Annotated in this window: 20 protein-coding genes; 11 read left to right on the top strand and 9 right to left on the bottom strand. The window is 49.1% G+C overall.

Features of this window, described 5'->3' with window-relative positions; all coding sequences use genetic code 11:
* Positions 1 to 45: 45 nt before the first annotated feature.
* A complete protein-coding gene (locus tag H6F90_RS23975) occupies positions 46 to 471 on the bottom strand; it encodes a hypothetical protein (protein ID WP_190434343.1) in 426 nt (141 codons plus the stop codon).
* A gap of 173 nt (positions 472 to 644) precedes the next feature.
* On the opposite strand from H6F90_RS23975, the gene H6F90_RS23970 reads away from it, so the two are divergent.
* Together H6F90_RS23970 and H6F90_RS23965 are read left to right on the top strand one after the other, a co-directional pair.
* Positions 645 to 1,022 (top strand): histidine kinase, encoded by a 378-nt coding sequence (locus H6F90_RS23970; protein ID WP_190433938.1) that lies wholly within the window; start codon positions 645 to 647, stop codon positions 1,020 to 1,022.
* Between the two features lie 110 nt (positions 1,023 to 1,132).
* Positions 1,133 to 1,372: a hypothetical protein gene (locus H6F90_RS23965; RefSeq protein ID WP_190554607.1), complete on the top strand. Its 240-nt coding sequence runs from the start codon at positions 1,133 to 1,135 to the stop codon at positions 1,370 to 1,372.
* 32 nt (positions 1,373 to 1,404) lie between these two features.
* Here the strand turns inward: H6F90_RS23965 and H6F90_RS23960 are convergent, their stop codons facing one another.
* Positions 1,405 to 4,026 (bottom strand): ATP-binding protein, encoded by a 2,622-nt coding sequence (locus tag H6F90_RS23960; RefSeq protein WP_190554606.1) that lies wholly within the window; start codon positions 4,024 to 4,026, stop codon positions 1,405 to 1,407.
* Entirely contained in the window at positions 4,026 to 5,081 is a 1,056-nt protein-coding gene (locus H6F90_RS23955) for an ABC transporter substrate-binding protein (protein WP_190554605.1), read from the bottom strand. Before H6F90_RS23955 ends, H6F90_RS23960 begins: the two co-directional genes overlap by 1 nt.
* 346 nt (positions 5,082 to 5,427) lie before the next feature.
* On the opposite strand from H6F90_RS23955, the gene ffh reads away from it, so the two are divergent.
* The 6 genes from ffh to H6F90_RS23925 all read left to right on the top strand — a co-directional run bounded on the left by ffh (position 5,428) and on the right by H6F90_RS23925 (position 10,141).
* Positions 5,428 to 6,882, top strand: a complete 1,455-nt coding sequence (gene ffh / locus H6F90_RS23950) for a signal recognition particle protein (protein ID WP_190554604.1) — start codon at positions 5,428 to 5,430, stop codon at positions 6,880 to 6,882.
* Positions 6,883 to 7,118: 236 nt separating this feature from the next.
* Positions 7,119 to 7,367, top strand: a complete 249-nt coding sequence (gene rpsP / locus H6F90_RS23945) for a 30S ribosomal protein S16 (RefSeq protein WP_190433947.1) — start codon at positions 7,119 to 7,121, stop codon at positions 7,365 to 7,367.
* Positions 7,360 to 7,770, top strand: coding sequence for a KH domain-containing protein (locus H6F90_RS23940; protein ID WP_242024613.1), 411 nt, complete (start codon positions 7,360 to 7,362; stop codon positions 7,768 to 7,770). The genes rpsP and H6F90_RS23940 overlap by 8 nt, the downstream gene beginning before the upstream one ends.
* Before the next feature lie 102 nt (positions 7,771 to 7,872).
* Positions 7,873 to 8,046 (top strand): 30S ribosomal protein S21, encoded by a 174-nt coding sequence (gene rpsU, locus H6F90_RS23935; protein ID WP_190433951.1) that lies wholly within the window; start codon positions 7,873 to 7,875, stop codon positions 8,044 to 8,046.
* Between the two features lie 218 nt (positions 8,047 to 8,264).
* Positions 8,265 to 9,218, top strand: a complete 954-nt coding sequence (locus H6F90_RS23930; RefSeq protein WP_190433953.1) for a PhoH family protein — start codon at positions 8,265 to 8,267, stop codon at positions 9,216 to 9,218.
* 53 nt (positions 9,219 to 9,271) lie between these two features.
* Positions 9,272 to 10,141, top strand: coding sequence for a DUF6816 family protein (locus tag H6F90_RS23925; RefSeq protein ID WP_242024612.1), 870 nt, complete (start codon positions 9,272 to 9,274; stop codon positions 10,139 to 10,141).
* On the opposite strand, the gene H6F90_RS23920 is transcribed toward H6F90_RS23925, so the two are convergent.
* Together H6F90_RS23920 and H6F90_RS23915 are read right to left on the bottom strand one after the other, a co-directional pair.
* On the bottom strand, positions 10,066 to 13,041 hold the full coding sequence (locus H6F90_RS23920; RefSeq protein ID WP_190554602.1) for a PAS domain S-box protein: 2,976 nt from the start codon (positions 13,039 to 13,041) through the stop codon (positions 10,066 to 10,068). The two genes, H6F90_RS23925 and H6F90_RS23920, sit on opposite strands and share 76 nt — an antisense overlap.
* Before the next feature lie 290 nt (positions 13,042 to 13,331).
* Positions 13,332 to 13,766 (bottom strand): SRPBCC domain-containing protein, encoded by a 435-nt coding sequence (locus H6F90_RS23915; protein WP_190554601.1) that lies wholly within the window; start codon positions 13,764 to 13,766, stop codon positions 13,332 to 13,334.
* A gap of 142 nt (positions 13,767 to 13,908) precedes the next feature.
* Here H6F90_RS23915 and H6F90_RS23910 point away from each other — a divergent pair, with 142 nt between their 5' ends.
* Positions 13,909 to 15,300 (top strand): malic enzyme-like NAD(P)-binding protein, encoded by a 1,392-nt coding sequence (locus H6F90_RS23910; protein ID WP_190554600.1) that lies wholly within the window; start codon positions 13,909 to 13,911, stop codon positions 15,298 to 15,300.
* Positions 15,301 to 15,387: 87 nt separating this feature from the next.
* Here H6F90_RS23910 and H6F90_RS23905 read toward each other — a convergent pair whose 3' ends face one another.
* A complete protein-coding gene (locus tag H6F90_RS23905) occupies positions 15,388 to 15,801 on the bottom strand; it encodes a hypothetical protein (RefSeq protein ID WP_190433961.1) in 414 nt (137 codons plus the stop codon).
* A gap of 444 nt (positions 15,802 to 16,245) precedes the next feature.
* Between H6F90_RS23905 and H6F90_RS23900 the strand changes: the two genes are divergently transcribed.
* Positions 16,246 to 17,133 (top strand): hypothetical protein, encoded by an 888-nt coding sequence (locus tag H6F90_RS23900; RefSeq protein ID WP_190554599.1) that lies wholly within the window; start codon positions 16,246 to 16,248, stop codon positions 17,131 to 17,133.
* A gap of 99 nt (positions 17,134 to 17,232) precedes the next feature.
* On the opposite strand, the gene H6F90_RS23895 is transcribed toward H6F90_RS23900, so the two are convergent.
* From H6F90_RS23895 to H6F90_RS23885, 3 genes are all read right to left on the bottom strand, one after another.
* On the bottom strand, positions 17,233 to 18,201 hold the full coding sequence (locus tag H6F90_RS23895; RefSeq protein WP_190554598.1) for a glycosyltransferase family 2 protein: 969 nt from the start codon (positions 18,199 to 18,201) through the stop codon (positions 17,233 to 17,235).
* 379 nt (positions 18,202 to 18,580) lie between these two features.
* On the bottom strand, positions 18,581 to 20,113 hold the full coding sequence (locus H6F90_RS23890) for a carotenoid oxygenase family protein (RefSeq protein ID WP_190554597.1): 1,533 nt from the start codon (positions 20,111 to 20,113) through the stop codon (positions 18,581 to 18,583).
* 56 nt (positions 20,114 to 20,169) lie between these two features.
* Complete coding sequence (locus tag H6F90_RS23885; protein WP_190554596.1) at positions 20,170 to 21,627, bottom strand: folate/biopterin family MFS transporter; 1,458 nt, start codon at positions 21,625 to 21,627, stop codon at positions 20,170 to 20,172.
* A gap of 158 nt (positions 21,628 to 21,785) precedes the next feature.
* Here H6F90_RS23885 and H6F90_RS23880 point away from each other — a divergent pair, with 158 nt between their 5' ends.
* A complete protein-coding gene (locus H6F90_RS23880; protein WP_190554595.1) occupies positions 21,786 to 22,763 on the top strand; it encodes a putative 2-dehydropantoate 2-reductase in 978 nt (325 codons plus the stop codon).
* Position 22,764 lies beyond the last annotated feature (1 nt).

Genomic DNA, 22,764 nt, shown 5'->3' with positions numbered 1-22,764 from the left:
TTACCTAATTCTTGGTAGTTCAGCCTTTTTCTGTAGCTACCAGTTTTAGCTGGAATAGTTGAACAGTTCTAAGATCTCGCGGCAAAATCCTTTTAGTTCTTGAGCAATTTCGGGCACAGGCTGAGTCGTTCCTTCAAACGCCCAGTTTTCTATCGTCGAAAGCCGCCACTGTTTACCTTTATGGTCGAACCCGACTGCTTCCACCCCGATCGCTCGCCGGATTTTCGTCAGCGGGTCTTGATACAACCGGATTTGCACCAAAATACTGCGACTTTGAAACAAACGACTGCGCCCCGGAAAGTGAAACCCAATGTCAATTGAGTCCGGGTCTACTAAGTCCCTGGTATCGGAATCATTCGCCCAAGGCTTGAGATCCGCTCTGGCATCAGGAAACTTTAGCTTAAATAAATTAACCACCGTGGCGATTTTGCTGGCGGTTTCAAGATCGAGGGCCTGTTCGGCTGCGTTCACTTGAACCACTCCTTCCGACATACCAAAGGGACGAGAAACAATAGGAACTTGGTAAGTAATGGTGCCAATTGTTCATCAATGGGCAGACTGAACTTGGCAAAACTGCGATGCTAGGTTCATTTGCAGCTCTGTATATAAGCAGTTCAACGCCGAACTATCAGGAGTTCAACCACATGGCTACACCCTGTCACATCATCGTAGAAGGTAATCCAGCAATCATCTACGCCAGTAGAGAAGGAACTCCCACGAAAATTTTGCCTCGGCTTCAGCCTTTCTTAGCAAAATTTTGGCAGGAAAGAGACAGCTCTGGAGAATACTGTGATACGCCAGAGTGTTTAGTGGCTCAGTTGGTCGTGAGATTTGGGTATGAAATGTGTGAGGATGACTTCTCCCATCTACGCGTAGGGCTCACCTATCGCCCGGAAGTTGATTACCTTTACTACATTGCTACCAACCGCACTGTACGTATCTGGGTTCCTAGCGCGGCTTATCGCAGCACTCCCAGCTTAGGTCTCCAAGGCTGCGAACTGCTAGTCAATGAATTTTGTTAACTACTTAAAAATAATTCTGTCAGCATAGCCTTCTGAGTGTTCTTTATGACCAAAGGGACAGGGCTCTAGACCAGTAGCAAGTTTACATTTAAAAATAAAACTTACTTGCTATGTTTTCTGAGTCCCCTTCAGTCAAAAAACTCTACGAGCGTCTTTCCCACAAAATCAAAGTTGTTTCTCAAAATATTGACGACAAAGTTCAGAGCGCCATTACAGATCGGGTTAGCGCTCCCTCTGATAATCTGAATCCACCCACTTATTTGGATGAAATGCTCATCCTACAGACCCTCAAGACCATTGAGAGTAAAGCCAAGGACCAGATAGAGCAGTCTGACAAATCTTGGTCGTAGTATCGCGATCGCCCACAAACCAAAAGCCATGCCTAGGTTTGGCGCAAAGGAATTTCAATCAAAAACTCGGTGCCTTTTCCTGGGGCAGAGTTACAGTGCAGTACTCCCCCATGTTTATCAGTCACAATCTGGTAACTAATTGACAACCCCAATCCTGTTCCTTTGCCGATAGGTTTGGTCGTAAAGAAGGGGTCAAATAATCGCCGTTGATCAGCTTTAGCAATGCCAGGACCATTGTCAGCAATCCGAATTTCAACGGATTGGGAGCCTAGCTGGCGGGTATGAATTGCAATCGTTGGGGTTTGCGGAGGTTCAGAAGCTGGAGTTTGGCTATCCTCTAAAGCATCGATCGCATTGCTGAGCAAGTTCATAAAGACTTGGTTGAGTTGCCCCGCATAACACTCGACCAAGGGCAAGTTCCCATAATCTTTGACCACTGCAATCTCAGGGCGATCGCTCTTGGCTTTGAGCCGATTCTGCAAAATCATTAAGGTGCTATCAATCCCTTCGTGGATGTCCACCGCTTTCATCTCGGCTTCGTCCATGCGGGAGAAGTTCCGCAGAGACAAGACAATCTTCTGAATCCGGTCTGCGCCTACTTTCATGGAAGCGAGAAGTTTGGGCAAGTCTGCTAGCAAGAAATCAAGGTCAATTGCTTCTATTTCCTCAGCAATTTCAGGAGTAGGATGCGGGAACTGTCGCTGATAAAGCTTCAATACCCCAGTCAGGTCTTGAATGTATTCTCCAGCGTAGTTGAGGTTGCCGTAGATGAAATTCACGGGGTTGTTAATTTCATGGGCTATGCCTGCCACAAGCTGGCCTAAGCTGGACATTTTCTCGCTTTGTACCACTTGGGCTTGGGTTTGTTGCAGTTCTCGTAGCGTCTGTTCTAGCTCTTGCGCCTTCTCCTGCAGTTCGGTGCTAGTCTTCTGCACTTCCGCAAATAAACGTGCATTATCCAGAGCAGTGGCAATTTGGCCCGCCAAGGTATTGAAGGTTTCTAAATCCATTGGGCTGAAGCGATCGCTCTGCTTATCCTCAATGTTGAGCACGCCTAGCAAAGAGCCACGAGTCACCAAAGGCACCACAACTTCAGAGCCTAAAGTTGCTGAGTAGACGCCTTTTACCTCAGGGTTAGAGTGCGCCTGATCCACACAAATAATCTCTTGGGTGCGAGCGGCAGTGGCAATCAAACTTTCATCATCATCTAAAGCAATTCGAGTCGGTTGCCCCAGTCTTGTAATATCTTCCTGGCTAGACTCAACTTCCTTATACAAAACTTGTTTATCAGGGTTAAGTAAGTAGATTTGGATGTAGTGCAAGTTGAAACGACTTTGCATCAGAGCGATCGCTTCTCGTAACAAGCGTTTGGGGTCCAAGACGACCCGCGACAGCTCGGTGACAGCCCCCGTCACCTGTTGGCTCACTTCTAGCTCTTGCGTCCGTTCCTCCAAATTTTGCAGTAGCTTACCCACCTGCTCAGCCATTTGGTTGAAGCTACCTGCTAGCACCCCAATTTCGTCTTCGGTCTGGATGGTACTACGAGCTTTCAGGTCACCCGCTGTAAAGCTGGTAACGATGCTAGTCAGCCCAATTAGGGGTTTTGTGAGCAATTCGCTGAGGGTAATGGCAGCGGCTGCGACTAAAACTGCGATCGCGATCGCCAACAACAGAGTTGCCCGGATTTGAGCTTGGATAGGCCCTAGAAACAAACTCTGTGACTCAACAAAGACGACCGACCAAGGTTGAGTTTTTAACTTCGTCACCGCCGCTGAATTTAACTCATCACTATTAACGACTAAAGGAGTTGTAAAAAAAGCAGATTGATTAGTATTCTTAAGTCCCTGCTCAAACGCTGGCAAATTAGTCGCTAGCTCTGCTGGAGTTCCCTGGGGTAATCGCCCCGCTGCTTGTAGCGCTTTGACTTTTGCCGCAGGCAGCGGCGTAACCGACTTAAAAACCAACTCCGGAGCATACCCCTGCGCTAAACGAACTTGATTTTCGTCTAACAAGATCGCAAACGAGCCTTTGCCACCCGCCACTAGAGCACTGTTTTGCGCGACTAATCTTTGAATGGCATTGGCGTTGTACCGCACTCGTAAAATGCCGATCGTCTTGCCTAGCGCATTACGGATGGGACTTGTGAAATATAAGCTGGCTACTCTATCACTGGCTGAATATTGGATGGGCGAAACGTAAGGCAAACCAGTTTTGAATGGTTGCTGGAAGTAGGGACGGTCTGTTTCGCTATTGCCTATATTGACTGTGTAGGTGTCAATCACATTTTGCCCCTGTGCGTCGAGTAAGGCATAGGACAAGATGTTGAGCGTATCTTTACGGCCTAAGGCGAGCAGGGTAGTTTCCACCTCGGTCCGCATGGCTGTTCTTTGTACAGCAGGCAGACTCAGGTACTTGGCTAGAATAGGGAGCTGGGCTTCAACTCGGACTGCATCAAGATTGGTTTTGATGAACGAATCTAGGCTCAGGGCCGTTTGGGAAGCAGCGCCCAAGAGAGCCAAGTTAGCATTATTAGTTAGAGCTTTTTGGGTCGATCGCTGGTTCAGCAGGGCCAAGATTAAGATCGGCAATAGTGCGACACCCAAAAGCGAAAAAATGAGTTTGCTACGCAGTGTGGAGAATTTGAGGAAGTTCATTATGGCTGTTCCTGACTGAGCGCCTGCACAAATGAGGGAACAATTAACTTCTCAACTTCGGGGGCAGTACTCAATCCACCAGTACGAATAAAGAAGTCAGCATACAACTGAGCTGTGTAGTAAAGAGACTCGGTGGTGGTACCGGGGGTCAGTGCTTTGAGATTTTTGGGTAGCGTCATCAACTGCACCCCTGCGGTGGAGACATCTGCTGTCTTGAGTTTGAGCGCTTGGGCAATTAAGGCCGCTCCTTCTTGAGGATGCGTTAGCCAGTAGTCCTGAGCCTGAAACCAAGCCTTCATAAAGGCTTTTAGCTCTTGGGGGCGATCGCGAATCACTGAGCTGTGAAACACAATGCCACTGGGAATCAAGCCTGGTGTTTGCTTACTAGTAAACAGAGTATGAGCACCCGCTCGAACGGCTTGGGTGGCATAAGGGTCCCAGGTGTGTCCTGCTTGAATATCGCCGCTTTGCAGTCGAGCGGGTACTGACTCTCCTTCCATATTCACCAGAGTAAAATCATCGGATGTCAGGTTGTGAGCTTCCATTAACTGCCTGACAAACAACTCGCCAAAATCCCCCAGCTTGGCTCCAATTCGCTTGCCCTTCAGGTCTTTCGCACTGGTAATTTCAGGCTGAACCACTAAAGCATCAGAACCCGCAGACTGATCGGTGAGCATGACCATTTGAATATCTGGGTTTTGCCCGATGATGCCCATTAAGCTACCCATTGCCAGTGTCACCCCATCGGTTTGGCCTGCACTGAAGTTAGAGATCGGCTCTAAATAGTTTTCAGAATAAACAGGTTCAACGTTCACGCCTTGCTCAGCAAAAAACCCTTTCTCTTGGGCAATTACCATCGGGAAGTACCCAGGCCACAGACTATAACCCACTTTTAGCGGCGTTTGATTCGGCTGTGGTGTGACTGAAGTAGAGCTGTAGCAAGCAACGCACAGCAGCATACTCAATAGAAATAAACTTAGAAGCTTGAGAAAGTGGGCTTGAACTTGACGCAAGGAGATCACCTGAATAAACCGTAGGGCCACCAAGCTGCTCATGCTCGGTTAGAGCATCACTGGCGATCGCTGAGTTCTCCCGTAAACCCACCAGCTTTTTAGTGACCTAATACCTAGTTTTTCCCATTTAATTCAGGGCTATAAGCCCGGAGTCAAGGATATTTATCAGCCATGTTGCTGATCCTGCCAAATTAAGCCCGCGATCGCGGCTGTAGAACCCCGCATGCAAAGATGAAAATTGCCGGTCTAAAGCATGGCAATAGTATTTCCGACGAATTCTCCACCCGACCTGGAGCGAAAACGATTAATCTGGATAAGTGGGAAAGCAACAGTTTGCTTCTAAACGCACCTCTGGATTGAAGACTCATTATCTGACAGTCATTAAGTTATGTTTGACGCGCTCGCTGAACGCTTAGAATCTGCCTGGAAAACCCTGCGGGGTCAAGACAAAATTTCTGAATCGAACGTTCAGGAAGCCCTGCGGGAAGTTCGTCGCGCTCTCTTGGAGGCGGACGTCAACCTCCAAGTGGTGAAAGATTTTGTTGCAGAGGTGCAGACCAAAGCCCTAGGCGAAGAGGTGGTCGCTGGCGTTCGGCCTGACCAGCAGTTCATCAAACTGGTTTACGACGAGTTGGTATCCGTGATGGGGGAAACCAATATTCCCCTGGCAGAAGCTAGCCCAGCGCCCACCGTGATTTTGATGGCAGGTCTGCAAGGAACGGGTAAAACCACTGCGACCGCTAAACTGGCTTTGCATCTGCGTAAAGAGAATCGCAGCACTCTCTTGGTCGCTACCGATGTTTACCGCCCTGCCGCGATCGACCAGCTCGTCACCTTGGGTAAACAGATCGAAGTGCCCGTGTTTGAACTGGGCAAAGATGCTGACCCCGTTGAAATTGCTCGCCAAGGAGTAGAACGAGCCAGGGCAGAAGGAATTAATACTGTCATTATCGACACTGCGGGTCGTCTGCAAATCGACCAAAACATGATGTCGGAGTTGGCGCGCATCAAAGAAACCATTCAGCCTCATGAGACGCTGTTGGTCGTAGATGCCATGACAGGGCAAGAAGCCGCCAGCTTGACTCGCACCTTCCACGACCAAATTGGCATTACTGGGGCAATTCTCACCAAGATGGATGGCGACACCCGGGGTGGGGCGGCCCTCTCAGTTCGCCGCATCTCTGGTCAGCCCATTAAGTTTATTGGGGTGGGGGAGAAAGTTGATGCGTTGCAACCCTTCTATCCAGACCGGATGGCTTCCCGAATTCTGGGCATGGGAGACGTACTCACCCTGGTAGAAAAAGCCCAGGAAGCCGTGGATCTGGCCGATGCCGAGAAAATGCAGGAGAAAATCCTCTCGGCCAAATTCGACTTCACTGACTTCCTCAAGCAAACCCGCTTGTTGAAAAACATGGGTTCCTTGGGTGGCATCATGAAGCTGATCCCAGGCATGAACAAGCTGAGCAGCGAGCAACTCCAGCAAGGAGAGACTCAACTGAAGCGGGCTGAGTCGATGATCAACTCCATGACGCCTGAGGAGCGCAAAGACCCTGATTTGTTGGCAGGTTCTCCTGGCCGCCGTCGTCGTATTGCTCGTGGTGCGGGTTATGCCGAATCGGATGTAGCCAAGTTAGTGGCCGATTTCCAGAAGATGCGATCGCTGATGCAACAGCTGGGACAGGGCCAACTTCCCATGCCTGGGATGTTTGGTGGGGGACCGTTCGGTGGCGGACCGGGTTATGGTGGCAACCAACCCCCACAACCCGGTTGGCGTGGCTATCCTGGGGGAGCTCCTACCAAGAAAAAGAAGGAGAAAAAGAAAAAAGGCTTTGGCAATCTGTAGCAATTAGCATTGGGCAACTAACTATGAGCGATGAGCCTTTCGCGCGTTAGCACTTAAGTCACCCAGCCGTCCTTAACAGTCTCAAATAATTTGAGCGCAGTAGCGGGTGAGTCCAGGCAAATGGTATGATGATCAATTCAATAGTGCTTATTGTGTAAAGCCTGATAGGCAATCGCTAAAAGCTCATAGCTATTAGCTTTAAAACTTGTAATTCCCTAGGAGCAAACCCTTCAAGCATGATCAAACTGCGGTTGAAGCGATACGGCAAAAAGCGTGAAGTCAGTTACCGGATTGTGGCAATGCATAGCACCACTCGCCGGGATGGTCGTCCCCTGGAAGAGTTGGGCTTTTATAATCCCAGAACGGATGAAGTGCGTCTAAAAGTTGACGCGATCGTCAAGCGGCTCCAAGAAGGAGCTCAGCCTACCGAAACGGTACGCAGCATTCTTAGAAAGGCCAATGTCTTCGAACAGGTCAATGCCTGAGTCATCCAGTCGAGAGGGGTTGGGTCACTCAACTCCGCCTCGCTCTGCTAGCCCCAACTATGTTGAATTGGTGCGGTTCCTCATTCAACCTTTTCTGGAGTCGCCGGAGTCCTTAAAAGTAGACTGTGAGCTATCTGCTAGCCGACCCAAAATTTGGATTCGGTTAGCTTTTGATAGCTCGGATAAAGGGCGTGTATTTGGTCGCGGTGGACGTAACATCCAGGCCATTCGGACTGTTTTAGAAGCTGCGGCTCAATCTTCGGGCCAAGCCATCTACTTAGATGTTTTTGGCGGTGACCCAGTAGGTAACCGAGACGAAGCAGCGGAGCCGGAGTCTAGCTCAAAGTCTCAGCCTCCTCGCTCTGCACCCCCCAAATCTGCTCCTAAACTACGGACTCAATAAGGTATAAATTAGGAACGTGAGCAGGGCTTCCGCCTGCTTAAAGTGCGGTTGCTAAAACACAGCCCTATCCTAAAATCCAAAGCAAGGAGGTGAGCACAGCGAGTGGCAGAAGTGCGTCTAGGTGAAAATGAATCCATTGAATCAGCGTTAAGACGCTTCAAGAAGAAGATTCAGAAAGCAGGAATTTTATCTGAAGTTAAACGTCGCGAACGTTACGAGAAGCCTAGTCTTCGTCGTAAGCACAAGTCCGAAGCTTCCCGTAAGCGTCGCCCTTAAGTGCATGAGATGTAAATTAAACCCCGATGTAGATAGCAAATATACGCTTTTACAGTGGTTTCAAGGGGTAGCAAAATATTAAAGTGAGTAGACGCCTGCCAACCAAGATTGCATTCGGTTCAGGCGTCTTTTTGTGATTCAAAAACGATTTTTGTAACACTTTGGTTCACGATTAAGCAAGCTGGCGCAAAAACCTTTTTAGGAGCACCGATATTCGCATGGTAGAGGCTGCATCCATTCAGTTACCCACGGCTGAGAGTGCGATCGCCCTGGCTGGTTTACAAGAAGAAAATCTTAAAACCCTAGCTCGCCAAACTGGAGCCACGATTGTTCTCCGGGGACAGGAGCTGTTGATCTCTGGAACCGCAACTCAAGTTGATTTGAGTTGTAAAGTGGTGCGATCGCTCGAAGACCTTTGGAGCAAAGGTAAAAGTATTTCTAGAGCCGACATTCTCACCGCTCGTCAAGCCTTGGACACCCATCGCCAAGATGAGTTCAACGAGATGCAGCATGACGTTTTAGCGCGGACTCGTCGAGGGGAAGATATTCGAGCTAAAACGTTTCGGCAACGGCAATACATTCAGGCAGTCCGCACCCACGATCTCACTTTCTGTATTGGCCCAGCGGGGACGGGTAAAACCTTTTTAGCGGCGGTGTTAGCGGTACAAGCGTTACTTTCTAATCAGTGCGAACGCTTAATTTTGACTCGTCCGGCGGTAGAGGCGGGTGAGAAGTTGGGGTTCTTGCCAGGAGACTTGCAGCAGAAGGTTAACCCTTATTTGCGGCCCCTCTACGATGCTTTGTATGAGTTCATTGACCCGGAGAAGATTCCGAATTTAATGGAGCGGGGGGTGATTGAAGTCGCTCCGATCGCCTATATGCGAGGCCGCACTCTCAGCAACGCTTTTGTGATTTTGGATGAAGCGCAGAATACAACTCCGGCTCAAATGAAAATGATTTTGACTCGGCTGGGGTTCAAATCGCGCATGGTAGTCACGGGCGATTTGACTCAGACGGACTTGCCGACTCAACAGACTTCGGGTTTGGCGGTGGCTCAGAAAATTCTGCAACATGTCGAAGGCATTGCTTTCTGCCACTTCTCTCAAGCCGATGTGGTGCGCCATCCTTTAGTCCAGCGAATTGTTGCTGCTTACGAACAGTACGAACAATAATTGATTGGTTCAACTTAGCCATTAGCGTAGGGAAGTTTAGGAGCCGATCGCAGTTGAAGCAATGGAGTTTTGATTGGCGCAATCTGCTTTGGTGTTGTCTCAGCATCTTGATCATGCTGTGGCAACCGATCGCGCAAGCAGGGCCTTTAGGCGATCGCATCGCAGCTTTTCCGCAGTGGCAGGAACAACCCCCCGTTCAAGCGGCTAAGGGAGATTTGGTTTATCCGGAATGGTTGGCGGGCAACTGGGATGTGACTAGCACACTGGTAGATTTAGTGGCACCTTTAGCTCCAGAGGTAATCACCCCAGGTTTTGAGAGCAATCGTCAGTATTTGCAACAACCCGTGCAATTTCGGGTGCGATTTGCGCCAGCAGCAACATCCAATAAACCTAAGTCTTTGCTCCTGCCTATGACCAGACCTAAAAATGGAGTTGGGGTGGTGGCCGATCGCGCCTTTAATGGCTTGAATATTGCTAAAGCTTATTTGGGCGATCGCGCTGTCTTAGCAGTCAGAGTGGACCCTCATTCTCCTAATCGTCAAATCACCTTGTTACGGGGCGATCGCCAATTGGTTTCGATTGTGACTGGACGAGCGACTGAAACTCCCCAGGCTGATCAATTTATTACGACTGAGGTGTTTCAACAGCAATTTCGCGGGGCACCGCAGCTTTACTTCAATCAAGTCGAGACAACTACCTCTTATCAAAAATCTGCTCAAAAATCTGCCGATGCTGAAGCCCCAGCGATCGTAGCTGACCAGATCACCGCTGTTTATCTTTCTCCCCAAGACCCTGATTATTTCAAGGCTGGAGGATTAAGCAATAGTCGTCCCGTTGCGTTATATCGTTATCGATTAGACTTCTTTCCGGCTAGCTCAGCCGCGAGTGTCATAGGCACTTCAACGGTAAAGACAGTGCGGTGATTAGCGCTCTCTACATAGACCTGACCTTGCAGATGCCTAGCTAGTTTTTGCACCAAGGCTAAGCCTAAGCCAGTGCCACCTTGCTTCCAGGGGTCCGCACTAGGAACCCGATAAAACTTGTCGAAAATTCGTGACAGTTCATGAGCAGGAATTTCTGCTCCCAGATTAATTACCTGAAACCGTATCCGCTCGGCTTGGGCTTGCACCTTCACGGAAATGCGATCGCCCGGTGGTGTGTACTTGCAAGCATTATTTAGTAGCTCGCCAAGAATGCGTTCCAAGCCTAACAAGTCAGAAACCAAAGGAGGCAGCTCAGGCGCGATCTCTACTTGTAAAGTTTGCTGTCTAGCTCGCATCCGGTCTTCAAAAGGTTTTACCAACTGCTCGATCCAGGTATATAAATCAATCGTGGTTAAAGTGAGCGGTTGAACTCCTACTTCTAAGCGCTGCAAGTCGAGCAAGTCATTGATTAAGCTGATTTCCCGTTCACACTCATCCTGCAAAATCCGCAGATAGCGCTCAGACTTTTGGGGCTGGTTGCTGGTGGGGACTTCTTGCTTCAGCGCCAACTCCAACATCCGAATTGACATTTTCATATTGGCGACTGGAGTCCGCAACTCGTGAGAGACCGTGCTGAGAAAGTCATCTTTGAGTTGGTTCAGTCTTTCTAGGGCTTCGACTTGCGCTTGAGCGGCTTGATACAGTCGAGCTTGGCGAAGCGCGATCGCCCCCTGATTGGCAATCTGCTGCACTAGGCGAATCTCTTGCTCCGTAAAGATGTACTCTGGCCGATGCCGCAACCATAAATCACCCAACACCCCTTGGTCATCTAGGACCGGACAAGCCAGCAGGGCCGCTTGGTCTTGGCGAGAGGAGGACATAATGGAGCAAAATTGCACACACTGACCTTGCAACAAAGGTTGATAAATTTCTGGAAAGGATTCTAGGTGCAGACGTCGGCCTTGGAAAGCAAAGGTTGAGGTGGTGTACTCATAACAAACGTCTGCCGTCCCTTGCTCCAGGTCATAAAGCGCCGCGTTACAACTATCTGCCTGTAGCACAAGTGCCAGTTCTCGGACGGCAGTTTGCAGGATGTGGCCCTCATCTAAGCTATCTCGCACCTTATCAGTGATCCGTTTTAGTACTGCCTCAAAGTTGAGCGCTTGCTGCAACTGTTGCATCCGTTCTTGGACTTGGTGTTCCAAGTTGGAGTTGAGTTGCTGAACCTGTTGGTAGAGCTGGGATTGTTGGATGGCGATCGCTAACTGAGCCGCTAGCTGTTTTAGCAGATCAATTTCTAAAGCTTGCCATTCATGCGCTGAAGCACAATGGTGAACAACCAATAAGCCCCACAGTTCCTCGCCTTGCAAAATTGGGATGACCAAGTCTGCTCGGATTTGGAACTGCGTTAACAAGTTCAGGCAATCTGGTTCTAAAGGAGTTGCATAAATATCTGACAGTGAGGATACTTGGCCTGCTCGGTATAGCTGCACCAAGGGTTCCTCCAAGGGGGGTACCACTGTGCCTTGAAGGGAAGTCCACTCTGGAGCGACCGACTCTACAACAACGACTCCACTCTGATCAGCCTGAAACTCATAAATGATTACTCGATCGGTTTGTAAGAACTGTCGCACCTCAGCAACTGCTGTGTTGAGGATCTCTTCTAGATTGAGAGACTGGCGTAATCGCTGAGCGATCGCCCCAATCAAGCGTTCTCGGTCGGTTTGCTGCTGCAAGGCCAGTTCTGTCTGCTTCCGCTCAGTCACATCCATGTTAGTGCCCAGCATCCGCACAACTTCGCCCTGATCGTTCAAGAGCAGCTTGCCTGCTCCTGCAATCCAGTGAATAGAACCATCGGGCCAGGTGACCCGGAACTCCTGAGCGTAATCTTTTTTGGTCTCCAGTGCCTTAGCTACCGCTTGGACAACTTGGTCGCGATCGCCAGGATGAACAGCTTCTAGAAAAGTTTCGTAAGTTTTGCTAAAAGTGCCTGGAATCAAACCTAATAATTGTTCGGTTTTACTGGACCAACTTACAGTTCCGGTGGGCAAATTCCAATCCCAAATTCCTGCTTGAGAAGCATCCAGTGCCAAGCGTAATTGCTCCTCACTTCGCTGTAGAGCAGCTTCTGACTGCTGACGTTCAGCTTCGGCACGCTGGCGATCGCTGATGTCGCGTACAAGTTTCGAGAAGCCACGCAGTTCTCCTGCTTCATCCCATAAAGCAGTCATTAGGAGATGAGACCAAAATCGAGAACCATCTTTGCGAACCCGCCACCCCTCTTCCTCAAAGCGCTCTTGGGCGATCGCTGCCGCTATGACTCGTTCTGGCTTCCCTTGGGCCACATCTTCTGGAGGGCAAAAACGGGAGAAGTGTTGGCCGATGATCTCTTCGGCCCGATACCCTTCGATCCGCTCAGCTCCCGCATTCCAACTCATCACATAGCCTTGAGCATCCAGCAGATAAATGGCGCAGTCTTTAACGCCATCGACCAAAAGCCGATACTGCTCTTCGCTAGAGCGCAAAGCCTTTAGAGTGGCTTCACTGCCTCTGCGCGATCGGTGCAGAACTTCATTTACCCAACTCAAGCCAATCCCAGCCGTGAGAAACAGCCCTAATAGAATCAGGTTTCTAAACCCCACGACGTCTGTACCATTTGACCGTAGCCAGAAGTAATGGATGATCCCGGCACTCAGGCCAGTCGATAGCAAACCTGGCCGCAAACCGCCATACCAGGCACTAAATAGTACAGCTAAGATAAATGGCAAGAATGGTGCTGCATTGCCCAAAAACGGGTTGAGCAGTAATCGCACTACAGTTGCCGCTACAACCACTGATACGGCCACACCATATCGCAACCATCGGAAGTGCTTTAAAGCCCATCCGTCTTTATAGTTCATAGTCACTGATGAACCAGATAATCGGAACTGAATCGTTGGTGGAGGGGATACAACAATTAAGGAGGCTCACTGAAATTACGATACAAACTAAGTGCTAAAGGAATAGATAGTCGCTGGCTTCAAGCAACCTCTAAGCCTTCTTTCCCAACTAACAAGCCGGATCAGCTCTAAACCAGAATTTTCTCTCGCGCCTGATTGATACTGGTAACCCATTTATTATGAGTTCAGTATGCCCACTTAGATGAGGCAGATACTAAGTTCTGACTGTATTTTAATGAAGCGTCGTCATTTCAACGGTATTCCACATATTGTTTTAGCTCTCGTGCCATTCGTCTCAAGCCCTGCTGCTCGTCAGCCCGAATAAACGGCCAAAATATGCGAGCCAGCCAACCTGAAAAAGCTTCTCGATGAATATACTTAGTGCGCTCTCGATCAATTTCCTGAAGTTCAAACACATGCTCGTTTTGCAAGCCTGGAATCGCCGAGAACCACTTCAAGCACACCTCCGGTTGAATCAAAGTGACTAAAGGTTCAAATTCGGTTTCTTCTTCGCCTGGAATTCGTCGTAGAGAAAGTAGCACTTCCTGACCTTGCTTGAAGGGGCGCGACGCGTCACAGTCGTACAAAAACGTATTCCAGTACATCCACTGATCTTTTTGCACGAGCGCTTGCCACACTTTTGGTTTGGGGGCATCAATTTCAATTTCAGTGTAGAGGCTTGGCATAGCTGCAATTCAAACCTATCAGTGTGACTCAGTACAATCGTGGGTCTCTAATTTCTTTAAGCTAAAAATGACCACAAGACTTTTGCCTCTCTCCCACTCCATCTAACAACGTCTTTGAGCCAGCAGAGGAAACGACAGCATTATGGTGAATTTAACTCCTAATCCTAGTTTTAGCCTAACGATTCGTTTCCAACTGCCTAACCGGGCGGGCATGTTGGCTAGCGTCACCCAAGCGATCGCCGGGGCTGGAGGCAACCTGGGCCACATTGATTTGATCGAGCAGACCCGCCAGTTTTCTTTGCGCGATATTACCGTTGATGCAGCCAGCACTGAGCATGCGGAAACCATTGTTCAAGCAGTCAAAGATTTGCCAGACATCAAGTTCATCAACGTTTACGATCGCACCTTTAACTTGCACCGAGGCGGCAAAATTCGGGTAGAAAGCAAAATCTCGCTCAAAAACCAAGGAGATTTGGCGATGGCCTATACCCCAGGAGTGGGCCGTATTTGTCATGCGATCGCCCAAGACCCAGAGCAAGCTTATAACCTAACCATTAAGCAAAACACAATCGCCGTGGTGACAGATGGCAGTGCCATTTTAGGGTTGGGCAACCTTGGGCCTGAAGCGGCTTTACCTGTGATGGAAGGCAAGGCGATGCTGTTCAAAGAATTTGCTGGAATTGATGCCTTCCCGATCTGCTTAGCAACCCAAGATACGGATGCGATCGTTGAAACCGTGAAGAATATCGCGCCTGTGTTTGGCGGGATCAATCTAGAAGATATTTCGGCTCCTCGCTGCTTTGAAATTGAAGATCGCCTGCGGCGTGAACTCGATATTCCGGTTTTTCATGATGATCAGCATGGCACTGCGATTGTCACCCTGGCAGCCCTAACCAACGCTCTAAAGTTAGTCCACAAACCCCTAGACCAAGTGCGAATTGTGATTAATGGCGCGGGGGCGGCAGGAGTGGCGATCGCTCGTCTGCTATGTAAAGCCGGGGCGACCAGGATTTATATGTGCGACTCTAGAGGTTTGCTTTGCCTAGATCGCCTTGACCTGACCGCAGAGAAACGAGAATTTGCCGTCACCCAAAGTGGCACCCTAGCCGATGCTTTAGTTGGGGCAGATGTCTTTTTAGGTGTTAGTGCTCCTGGCGTTTTAACGCCTGAAATGGTGCGCTCGATGGCAAGTGATCCGATTGTGTTTGCCATGGCAAACCCGATTCCAGAGATTCAACCCGAGCTTGTCGTGAATGATGTTGCGGTGATGGCGACAGGCCGCAGCGACTACCCCAACCAAATTAATAACGTCTTGGCGTTTCCCGGTATCTTTCGAGGTGCCCTAGATTGTCGAGCTGCCGCCTTAACCACCAGCATGTATCTAGAAGCGGCAGCAGCGATCGCCTCGTTGGTTAAGCCTTCTGACCTAGATCGAGAACATGTAATTCCGTCTGTCTTTGATGAGCGAGTCGCAACTTCTGTAGCGGCAGCAGTGCAACGGGCGGCTCGCCAAGATGGAGTTGCCCGCAGTTAAACCAGCTAAACAGCAAACAAAAAAAGGGGTGTAGCTTTACACCCCCGCCCTCTCTTGAGCGTTTTCTTTCAAGCCTGAGCCGTAGGTTTAGATCATGCCAGGGCCTTTACCACGACTGTCATGTTCCATTGACAGTTGACCGTCCTTGTCTTGATTGGCTTCGTTGATTTCTCCCGTACGCTCAGCTTTTAGCTGTGCTTCTTTTTCTCTTAAATCTCCTGGTTCATCCACATACATTTCTGGCTCAATCGCGTAGTTATTAATTAAGCCTTCTTTGTCGGAGGTGTAACCTTCAGTTGTTTTGATGCTGTTGCTATCGGTTTCATCATCATTTCTAGCCTGCTGCTGGCTAGCTTCAGTTGGGTGTTGCTTAAATGCACTACCTTCTCTTTCTTTACGGGCAGCTGTTTCGGCGGGCACAATGCCGCGATCGTAGGTATCTACTTCAGCACGACCTTGACTATCAACAGCGGGTGAATTTTTATCTGTTTTATTATCCATAAATCTATCCTCAAACAAGATTAAAAGTGTTGACTGATACAAGTTAAGCTTAATCGACGCAATCAGTCGAAAACTATTAACCCAAGGACAGAGAAAAAATTATACCCTCGCTCTAAAGTGGTAAACAAATCGATAGAATTCCTCAACTTAGATGAAATCTTCAAGCTGAATTCAGGCATGTAACCCTGCTATAGTACGCGCTCTAAAGAACCTGCATCTAAAGATAGATTCGCTTGAATAAGATAAAAATAGAAGTCAGAAACTAGAGGTGAATCTATTTAGTATTAGTTTGAAAATTTTTATAGCTTTTATAGATTGAATAGAGCGATCGCCCCATGGGTCGCTAGAAAGCTATTTTAATGCTTCCGATAGACTCAACCTCTCACCGCGATTGAAATAATAAAAGGGCTTCACGCTAAGTTCTATTGATGAGTAATTTTTCAAATGACCTTTAGTTTTCTAGACCTATTTTGGGTTTTTCTATTAATTTCTTCGCTACAACCGATGTGGCAGCGTCGCCGCATTGAATCCTCTCGCCTGCAAGCTTTGCGGGGGCTAGAGCAACAACATAATAGTCGAGTAATTCTCTTAATTCACCGTCAAGAATCAATCAATTTATTAGGAATTCCTTTATCTCGTTACATCACGATTGAGGATTCAGAGCAAATCCTACGGGCGATTCGCCTCACTCCACCCGATATGCCCATTGACCTTGTTTTGCATACTCCTGGTGGTCTGGTGCTGGCGACAGAACAAATTGCTAGAGCCTTGATTCGTCACCCTGCCAAAGTGACAGTTTTTGTGCCTCACTACGCCATGAGTGGCGGCACCATGCTAGCTTTAGCTGCGGATGAAATTGTCATGGATGCCAATGCAGTACTCGGCCCCGTAGACCCGCAGTTGGGTAACTTTCCAGCCGCTAGTGTCCTAAAGGTGGTCGAAGAAAAACCAATTAGTGACATTGATGATCAAACTTTGATCATGGCTGATTTGTCTCGTAAGGCAATTCAGCAAGTGCAAAAGTTTGTCAGAGCCTTGCTCAAAGACAATGTGCCTCAGCAGAAAATTGCAGATGACAAAATTGAATTGATTATTGACACCTTGACCACTGGCAAAGTCACTCACGATTACCCAGTTACCGTGGAAGAAGCCACTGAATTGGGTTTACCGATAACTGTAGGTTTATCCACCTCGATCTACAACTTGATGGAGCTTTATCCTCAACCTCAAGGCGGCAGACCTACCGTTCAATACATTCCTACGCCTTATGAACGGCGGCCAGCTTTGCCAGAACCCAAGGGCAGACCTATTCCAGAAGGAGCCCGGATCTAGCCTCCCAAGTGTCTTTAAATCGATAAAAGCAGGGGTGGTTCAAAGATACCCCTGCTTTCTCTTGTGTTTTTTAACGGTCTTGAAATCAGAAACGCGAATCTAAGAATTCATCAGCATTGCTGCTGGCGCAGAGGAGTGAACATCCATTAAGACCAACTTGCGAACGGTTGGGTTTGGTTGATGTCCCTTGCGAGCTCCTAACAACAATTTCCAAGCAGCAGGAGATGCCGTAGCGGGTAGCACCATCTGAAGACCATTCACAATTTTCTTTTGCTTCAAGGCGACTAAGCCCCAATGCAGGCAGAGATAATGACGGATATCTTGAATGGCTGGAATCGCTGAGCGATATTTCTCATTCACCAACGCATGAATTCTTTCCTTCATCAGGATGTTTGTATTCATGCGAGTTTCTAGGGCAATCTTTTGGTCGTATCCACCTGGCCAAACGGTCCGGTAGGTCAAACACTGATTGATGAAAATGGCATCGCCATATTTGGCAATTCTGATCCACGAATCAATATCGTCACAGCTCGTTAAGCTGGTATCCCAACCCCCAGATTCTAAAAATGCGTCTCTCCGGAAGGCAACCTGAATCGGGGTACCGAAGGGAACTTGCTCCAGCAACATCCCATAATGAATATCTTCTTGCGGGATGTAGAAGGCTTGCCCTGGCCCCACCTGTCGCGTTCGGCTCAGTTCAACTCCGTTGTCATCGACTTGAGCTGCTTGGCAAGAACAGATGGCAGCTTGGGGGCGCAGAGCGATCGCCTTGGCCATTTCCTCAATGCAGTTAGGCGCTAGATAGTCATCGTCATCTACGGGTTTAATCCAAGTACCCTTGGCAACTTTGACTCCAGTATTTACTGCCCCGGAATGGCCCAAGTTAGCGGAATTGCGATGATAAACAACCTGGTTGCCTAAACTGCGCACATACGCTTCAGTGCCGTCTGAGGAGCAATTATCGACAACGACAACCTCGCAAGGCACCGTTTGGTCTAGGGCTGAAGCAATCGCTCGCTTCAACAGAGACAAGCGGTTGTAAGTTGTGATCACAATGCTGAATCTCATAGCGGCAACCTGAGGAATTTCAATCAGTACGAAAGGACAGGGTTGGACCTTAGCTTGAGCTGGGCTAAATTAGCGAGGCAGAATTTCGTAACACTGTCTTAACACATCTTCAGCTCACTCGTTCTAGAAGCAGCCCTTATGGCGCTGAAACCCTACTAGCAGCAAGCAGTTATTTTCTAACCTTGCTTTAGCTACAAATACCTAAGTATCTATACGGGCTTTTCTGTCCCATCTTCATCCAAGTACCGAGAATCAGCCATAGCGGGCACACAAAGTTCATCAACTCTTTAAGATAAGCCATCAGTGCTAATGACCTTGAGGTGGTGCCAGCTAGGCGATCGCAACTGGGTAGAAACCAGCGCGTGCGAGGCATTCCAGGCTAGCGATCGCGTCCAAAGTATGCAGGGGTGAAGGTACCATGCAAGCCGTAGGGCACATGATGCTTCAGATGCAACCGCGCGACGGGTCCTTGGTTGAGGTCACGAGCATCCAGAATCACGACATCCGATCGCTCCCGCTTCGAGTCATAAACCAAGGTCAACACCCAACCGTCATCTTCTTCCCCAGTCATCTCAGCCTGCGGTAATCCTTGCTCGTTATAACCCGAGCGGGGCACAAACACGGGTTCACCGACATAGCCTTGGGGCGCTGCACTCCAAAGTTGGCGATCGCTCGACTCCAAATCTACTTTCAGGATCGCTTGCAAAGGCGCATTCCCAATCGCTGCATGAGCTGCACCTAAATAGGCATAGCGGTAGGGACGGCCTACTCTGGATGGATGCACAAAGGGAAACTCGCAACAACGACTCTCTATAAGTTGCCGCTCAACTTGCTTACCTACGAGATCTAAGTGGAATCGCCACAGATGACCCGGCGCTAAGCTGGCAAAATCCACTTCTCGGAAATCCGAGCCAGGTTCTACTTCTGGAAAAGCTTCGTAGCAAACCGAATCAATGTAGATCGACCCATCTTGCTCAAAGGCATTGGCATGGTGGAAGACAAATCCCGATTTGGTTTCTAAGATCTGCATCGACTCTGAAGCGCGTCGAGGAATTACCAAGATTCGGGTCGGTTGCTCTGGTTGGAAAGTGATGCACTCAGCGGCTCCGCGTAAACCCAAGGCAAAGGGCAAGGGATTAAAGTGCACCGGATTTTGGAAAAACACACAATAGTTTGGTGTAATCGCAAAATCGTGAATGAAGGCAAATCCAGGCACTGAGTGGACCGATTGCCGCACGACTTTACCGTCTGGATTCAGCTCATAGACCGTAATGTTGGTCGATAGCCCAGGTTTAATCGCGAAGTTGACTAAACAGGGAGCGCCATTATCTTGAGCACAGCCCGGATCAATCCACGGGTGAGCAGCAAACGCTGACCCCGGAGACAAGACGCCATCCAAATATTCTCTGCCTAAAGTCTCTAGCGTCTGCGGATCAAGCCGATGTGGTTCGGCTGCTTCCCATAGTGCCAACAGCTTGCCACCCCAGTAAATCACTTGCGTGTTGGCAATATTTTTGAGGTTGAAGTCAAATGCATTCGCCAGTGGTCCCCCTGGCTTTTGGGTGCCAAATACGCCGCGATGGAGGATCTTGCCAGCTTTTTGTTCTTTCTGGAAACCTTCGGTACGAACAAAGCGATTGCGGAAATGGGCTTGACCGTCTTTAAAGGCGATCGCGCAAATCATGCCATCGCCATCAAAAGGATGATGCAATAACTGACCATTGACGTCAAGCAATCCTGGGCCGTTACGGAACAAAGTACCTTGGAGCTCGGGAGGAATTTCGCCCTCCACTTCATCAATGCGGTAGTCGTACTCCTTAGGTAAGGAACGATAGCCTTTTTGCCAATCCTGAGGATTGTAAGGATCAATTGGGACAGTTGTGGCGCGCTCTTGGAGCTGAAAACTTTGCATAGTCCGTAATCAGCGAAGTTTAATTAAAACGAGTTCAAAACTTGCAAACCAAATGATTAATCAATGGTTTCTTCCACAGGCTCCCGCATCGACTGCGGTACCCATTCCGACATCAAATCTGGCAAAAATGGCTGACCTAATTGCTTGGTAGTCGCTAGGTCTCGCTCCATAGCGGGTTTGGCTTGCAAACTGGCAGTCCCAGACTCTGTCTTCGGGTCAGCTCCTGGCAGCCAACCTAAAAATGGCAGTGGCAACAAGGTACTGAGATTGGTAATTAGCACCAGCAACCAGAGAGAGCTGAAATTGGTTTCGGTAATCCCTAACCAGTGCATCAACACGGCTCCCAGCTCGTAGGACACCAGCCCTGCTAGATTTGTAATTGACATTAGCAAGGCAAACAGAGTCGCTTCTACCCCCGCAGGACAGAGACGCGCCGCTAACACTAAGACGGGCATGTAGGCAATCTGGCCCATCACCGTCAGAATCAAGCTGTCGCCCAAGCTAAACCAATGGTCATCAATTCCTAAAGCTCGGTTGGCGTGGGTTACGAGCAGCAGCATACTCATGCCCAACACAGCCGAGAGCAATGTCGTCCAGCCGAAAAAGGCGCGAAACGGTACTTCTTTGAAAAAACGCTGAAATAGCCAGATTCCTACCAAAGAGGCCAAACTCGTGACCAACCGCACCCGCCCCAAGAACTCAGGTTGAAATCCCAGCTCATTGGTTGTGAAGTAGAAAAAAGCAGAATCAGCCGTGGGGGTGGCTTGCCAAAGAAAGAGGAAAGCTGTGGGTAACCAAATTGCCTTCTGCGTCACTGCTTGGCGCAACTGACCTAATTGATGACTCACCACTGACCAGTTAGGCCTAGCACTGACGCGGGACTCAGCGATCAGGCCAGCTACCGCTGAGACGATTAGAGGAAATGAAGCGGTAATAGCGAAGATGGTATGAGCATCAAAGCGCTGTAGCAAGGAGCCACTAAAGTAAGCAGTCAACAGCCCCCCTAGCGCCGAAGAGCCCCAACACAAAGATTGCAGCGAGCCCGCAGTACTCACCGACTCCTCGCGGGCCCGTTCTACCACCAGCGAGTCCACAATCACGTCGCTAACCGCTACAGACAGCGAGCCAAGGGCGATCGCAAGCGTTGCAGCCCAAGGTGTATGCACCACCGTCGCTAGAGCAATCCAGGAGCTTGCTCCTAGCACCCCCGACAAAATTAGGTAGGGACGGCGACGATAGCCAAAAATGGGCAACCCATCGGAAACAAAACCAAAGACAGGCTTAATCATCCAGGGCAGCGCCGCAATCCCCATCAAAGCTGATACTTGCGCTGGACCAATCCCTAACTCATCTTTGAGAAAGAAGCTAATGGCTAAGCGAGCCAAGCCGAGAATGCCTTGCACAAAGTAAACCAACAAAATCGCTGTTAACTCTGCGCTTGGCTCCTGCCCAAAGAAAACTTTTTCTGTGAAAGATGACTTGATTTTGGACCAACCAGATTCAGAAACAATCATTGATAATTGTTCATAAATATCAATGCCTACCATGATAGCCGTCTGTTCTCTAGGCTGTCTCTAAATCCGCCTTGCGACCCATAAAGCTCTAGTCAGCCTAGGGCCACATCCCCTCATTACAGTATGTTTGAACAGGAGCAAGCAGGGAGTTAGGAGCAATGGGGGCCTCTTTGGGTGCTGCGTCCAATCGTCGTTATGCAATTTTAGGTACAGGAGCATTAGGGGGCTTCTATGGGGCGCGGCTTCAGCAAGCAGGCACAGAAGTTCATTTCCTGCTCAGAAGTGATTACGAACAGGTGCAGCAGCAAGGATTAGTGATCGAGTCACCTGAGGGAAATTTCACACTGTCTCAGGTCTATGCTTACCGTCGAGTCGAGGAGATGCCTCGCTGCGATGTAGTGGTGGTCGCACTCAAAAGTACCCACAATCACTTGTTGCCAGCCCTACTTCCTCGGGTGCTCAAAGAAGATGGCGTTGTCTTAGTGCTGCAAAATGGCTTGGGCTTAGAAGCAGAAGTGGCTCAAATCGTAGGTGCGAAGCGCGTCATGGGTGGGCTGTGCTTTATTTGTTCCAACAAAGTAGGTCCTGGCCACATTCGCCACTTGGACTATGGAGCCATCACCTTAGGCGAGTACGCAGCGAACTATCAAGCGGGTGGTATCACAGAGCGCATGTCCCAAATCGCTCAAGACTTTACCCAAGCTGGTATCCCGATCCACTTGGCTGAAGATCTGCTACTCGCCCGCTGGCACAAGCTGGTTTGGAATATTCCCTTCAACGGCTTGTCAGTGGTCCTCAACGCCACAACTGATGCGCTGATGGCCGATCGCTACACTTATGCTTTGGCAGAGCAATTGATGCGAGAAGTTGCCTTAGGAGCAAAAGTGCAGAGTCGCGCGATCGCTGATGATTTTATTCAAAAAATGCTGGATGACACGGTGAAGATGAAGCCCTACCGCACCAGCATGAAAATTGACTATGACGAAGGCAGATCTCTGGAAGTTGAGGCAATTTTTGGCAACCCACTCCGAGCTGCCCAAGCCGCAGGAGTGCAGCTTCCGCAGATTGCCATGCTCTACCAACAGTTAAAGTTTTTGAGCAATCGCACCCGAGCCCAATCCCCAGAGCAAGGATAGA

The organism is Trichocoleus sp. FACHB-591 (genome assembly GCF_014695845.1).
Taxonomy (GTDB): domain Bacteria; phylum Cyanobacteriota; class Cyanobacteriia; order FACHB-46; family FACHB-46; genus Trichocoleus.
The sequence above is the reverse complement of the archived record's forward strand: the minus strand, read 5'-3'. Positions and strand labels throughout refer to the sequence as shown.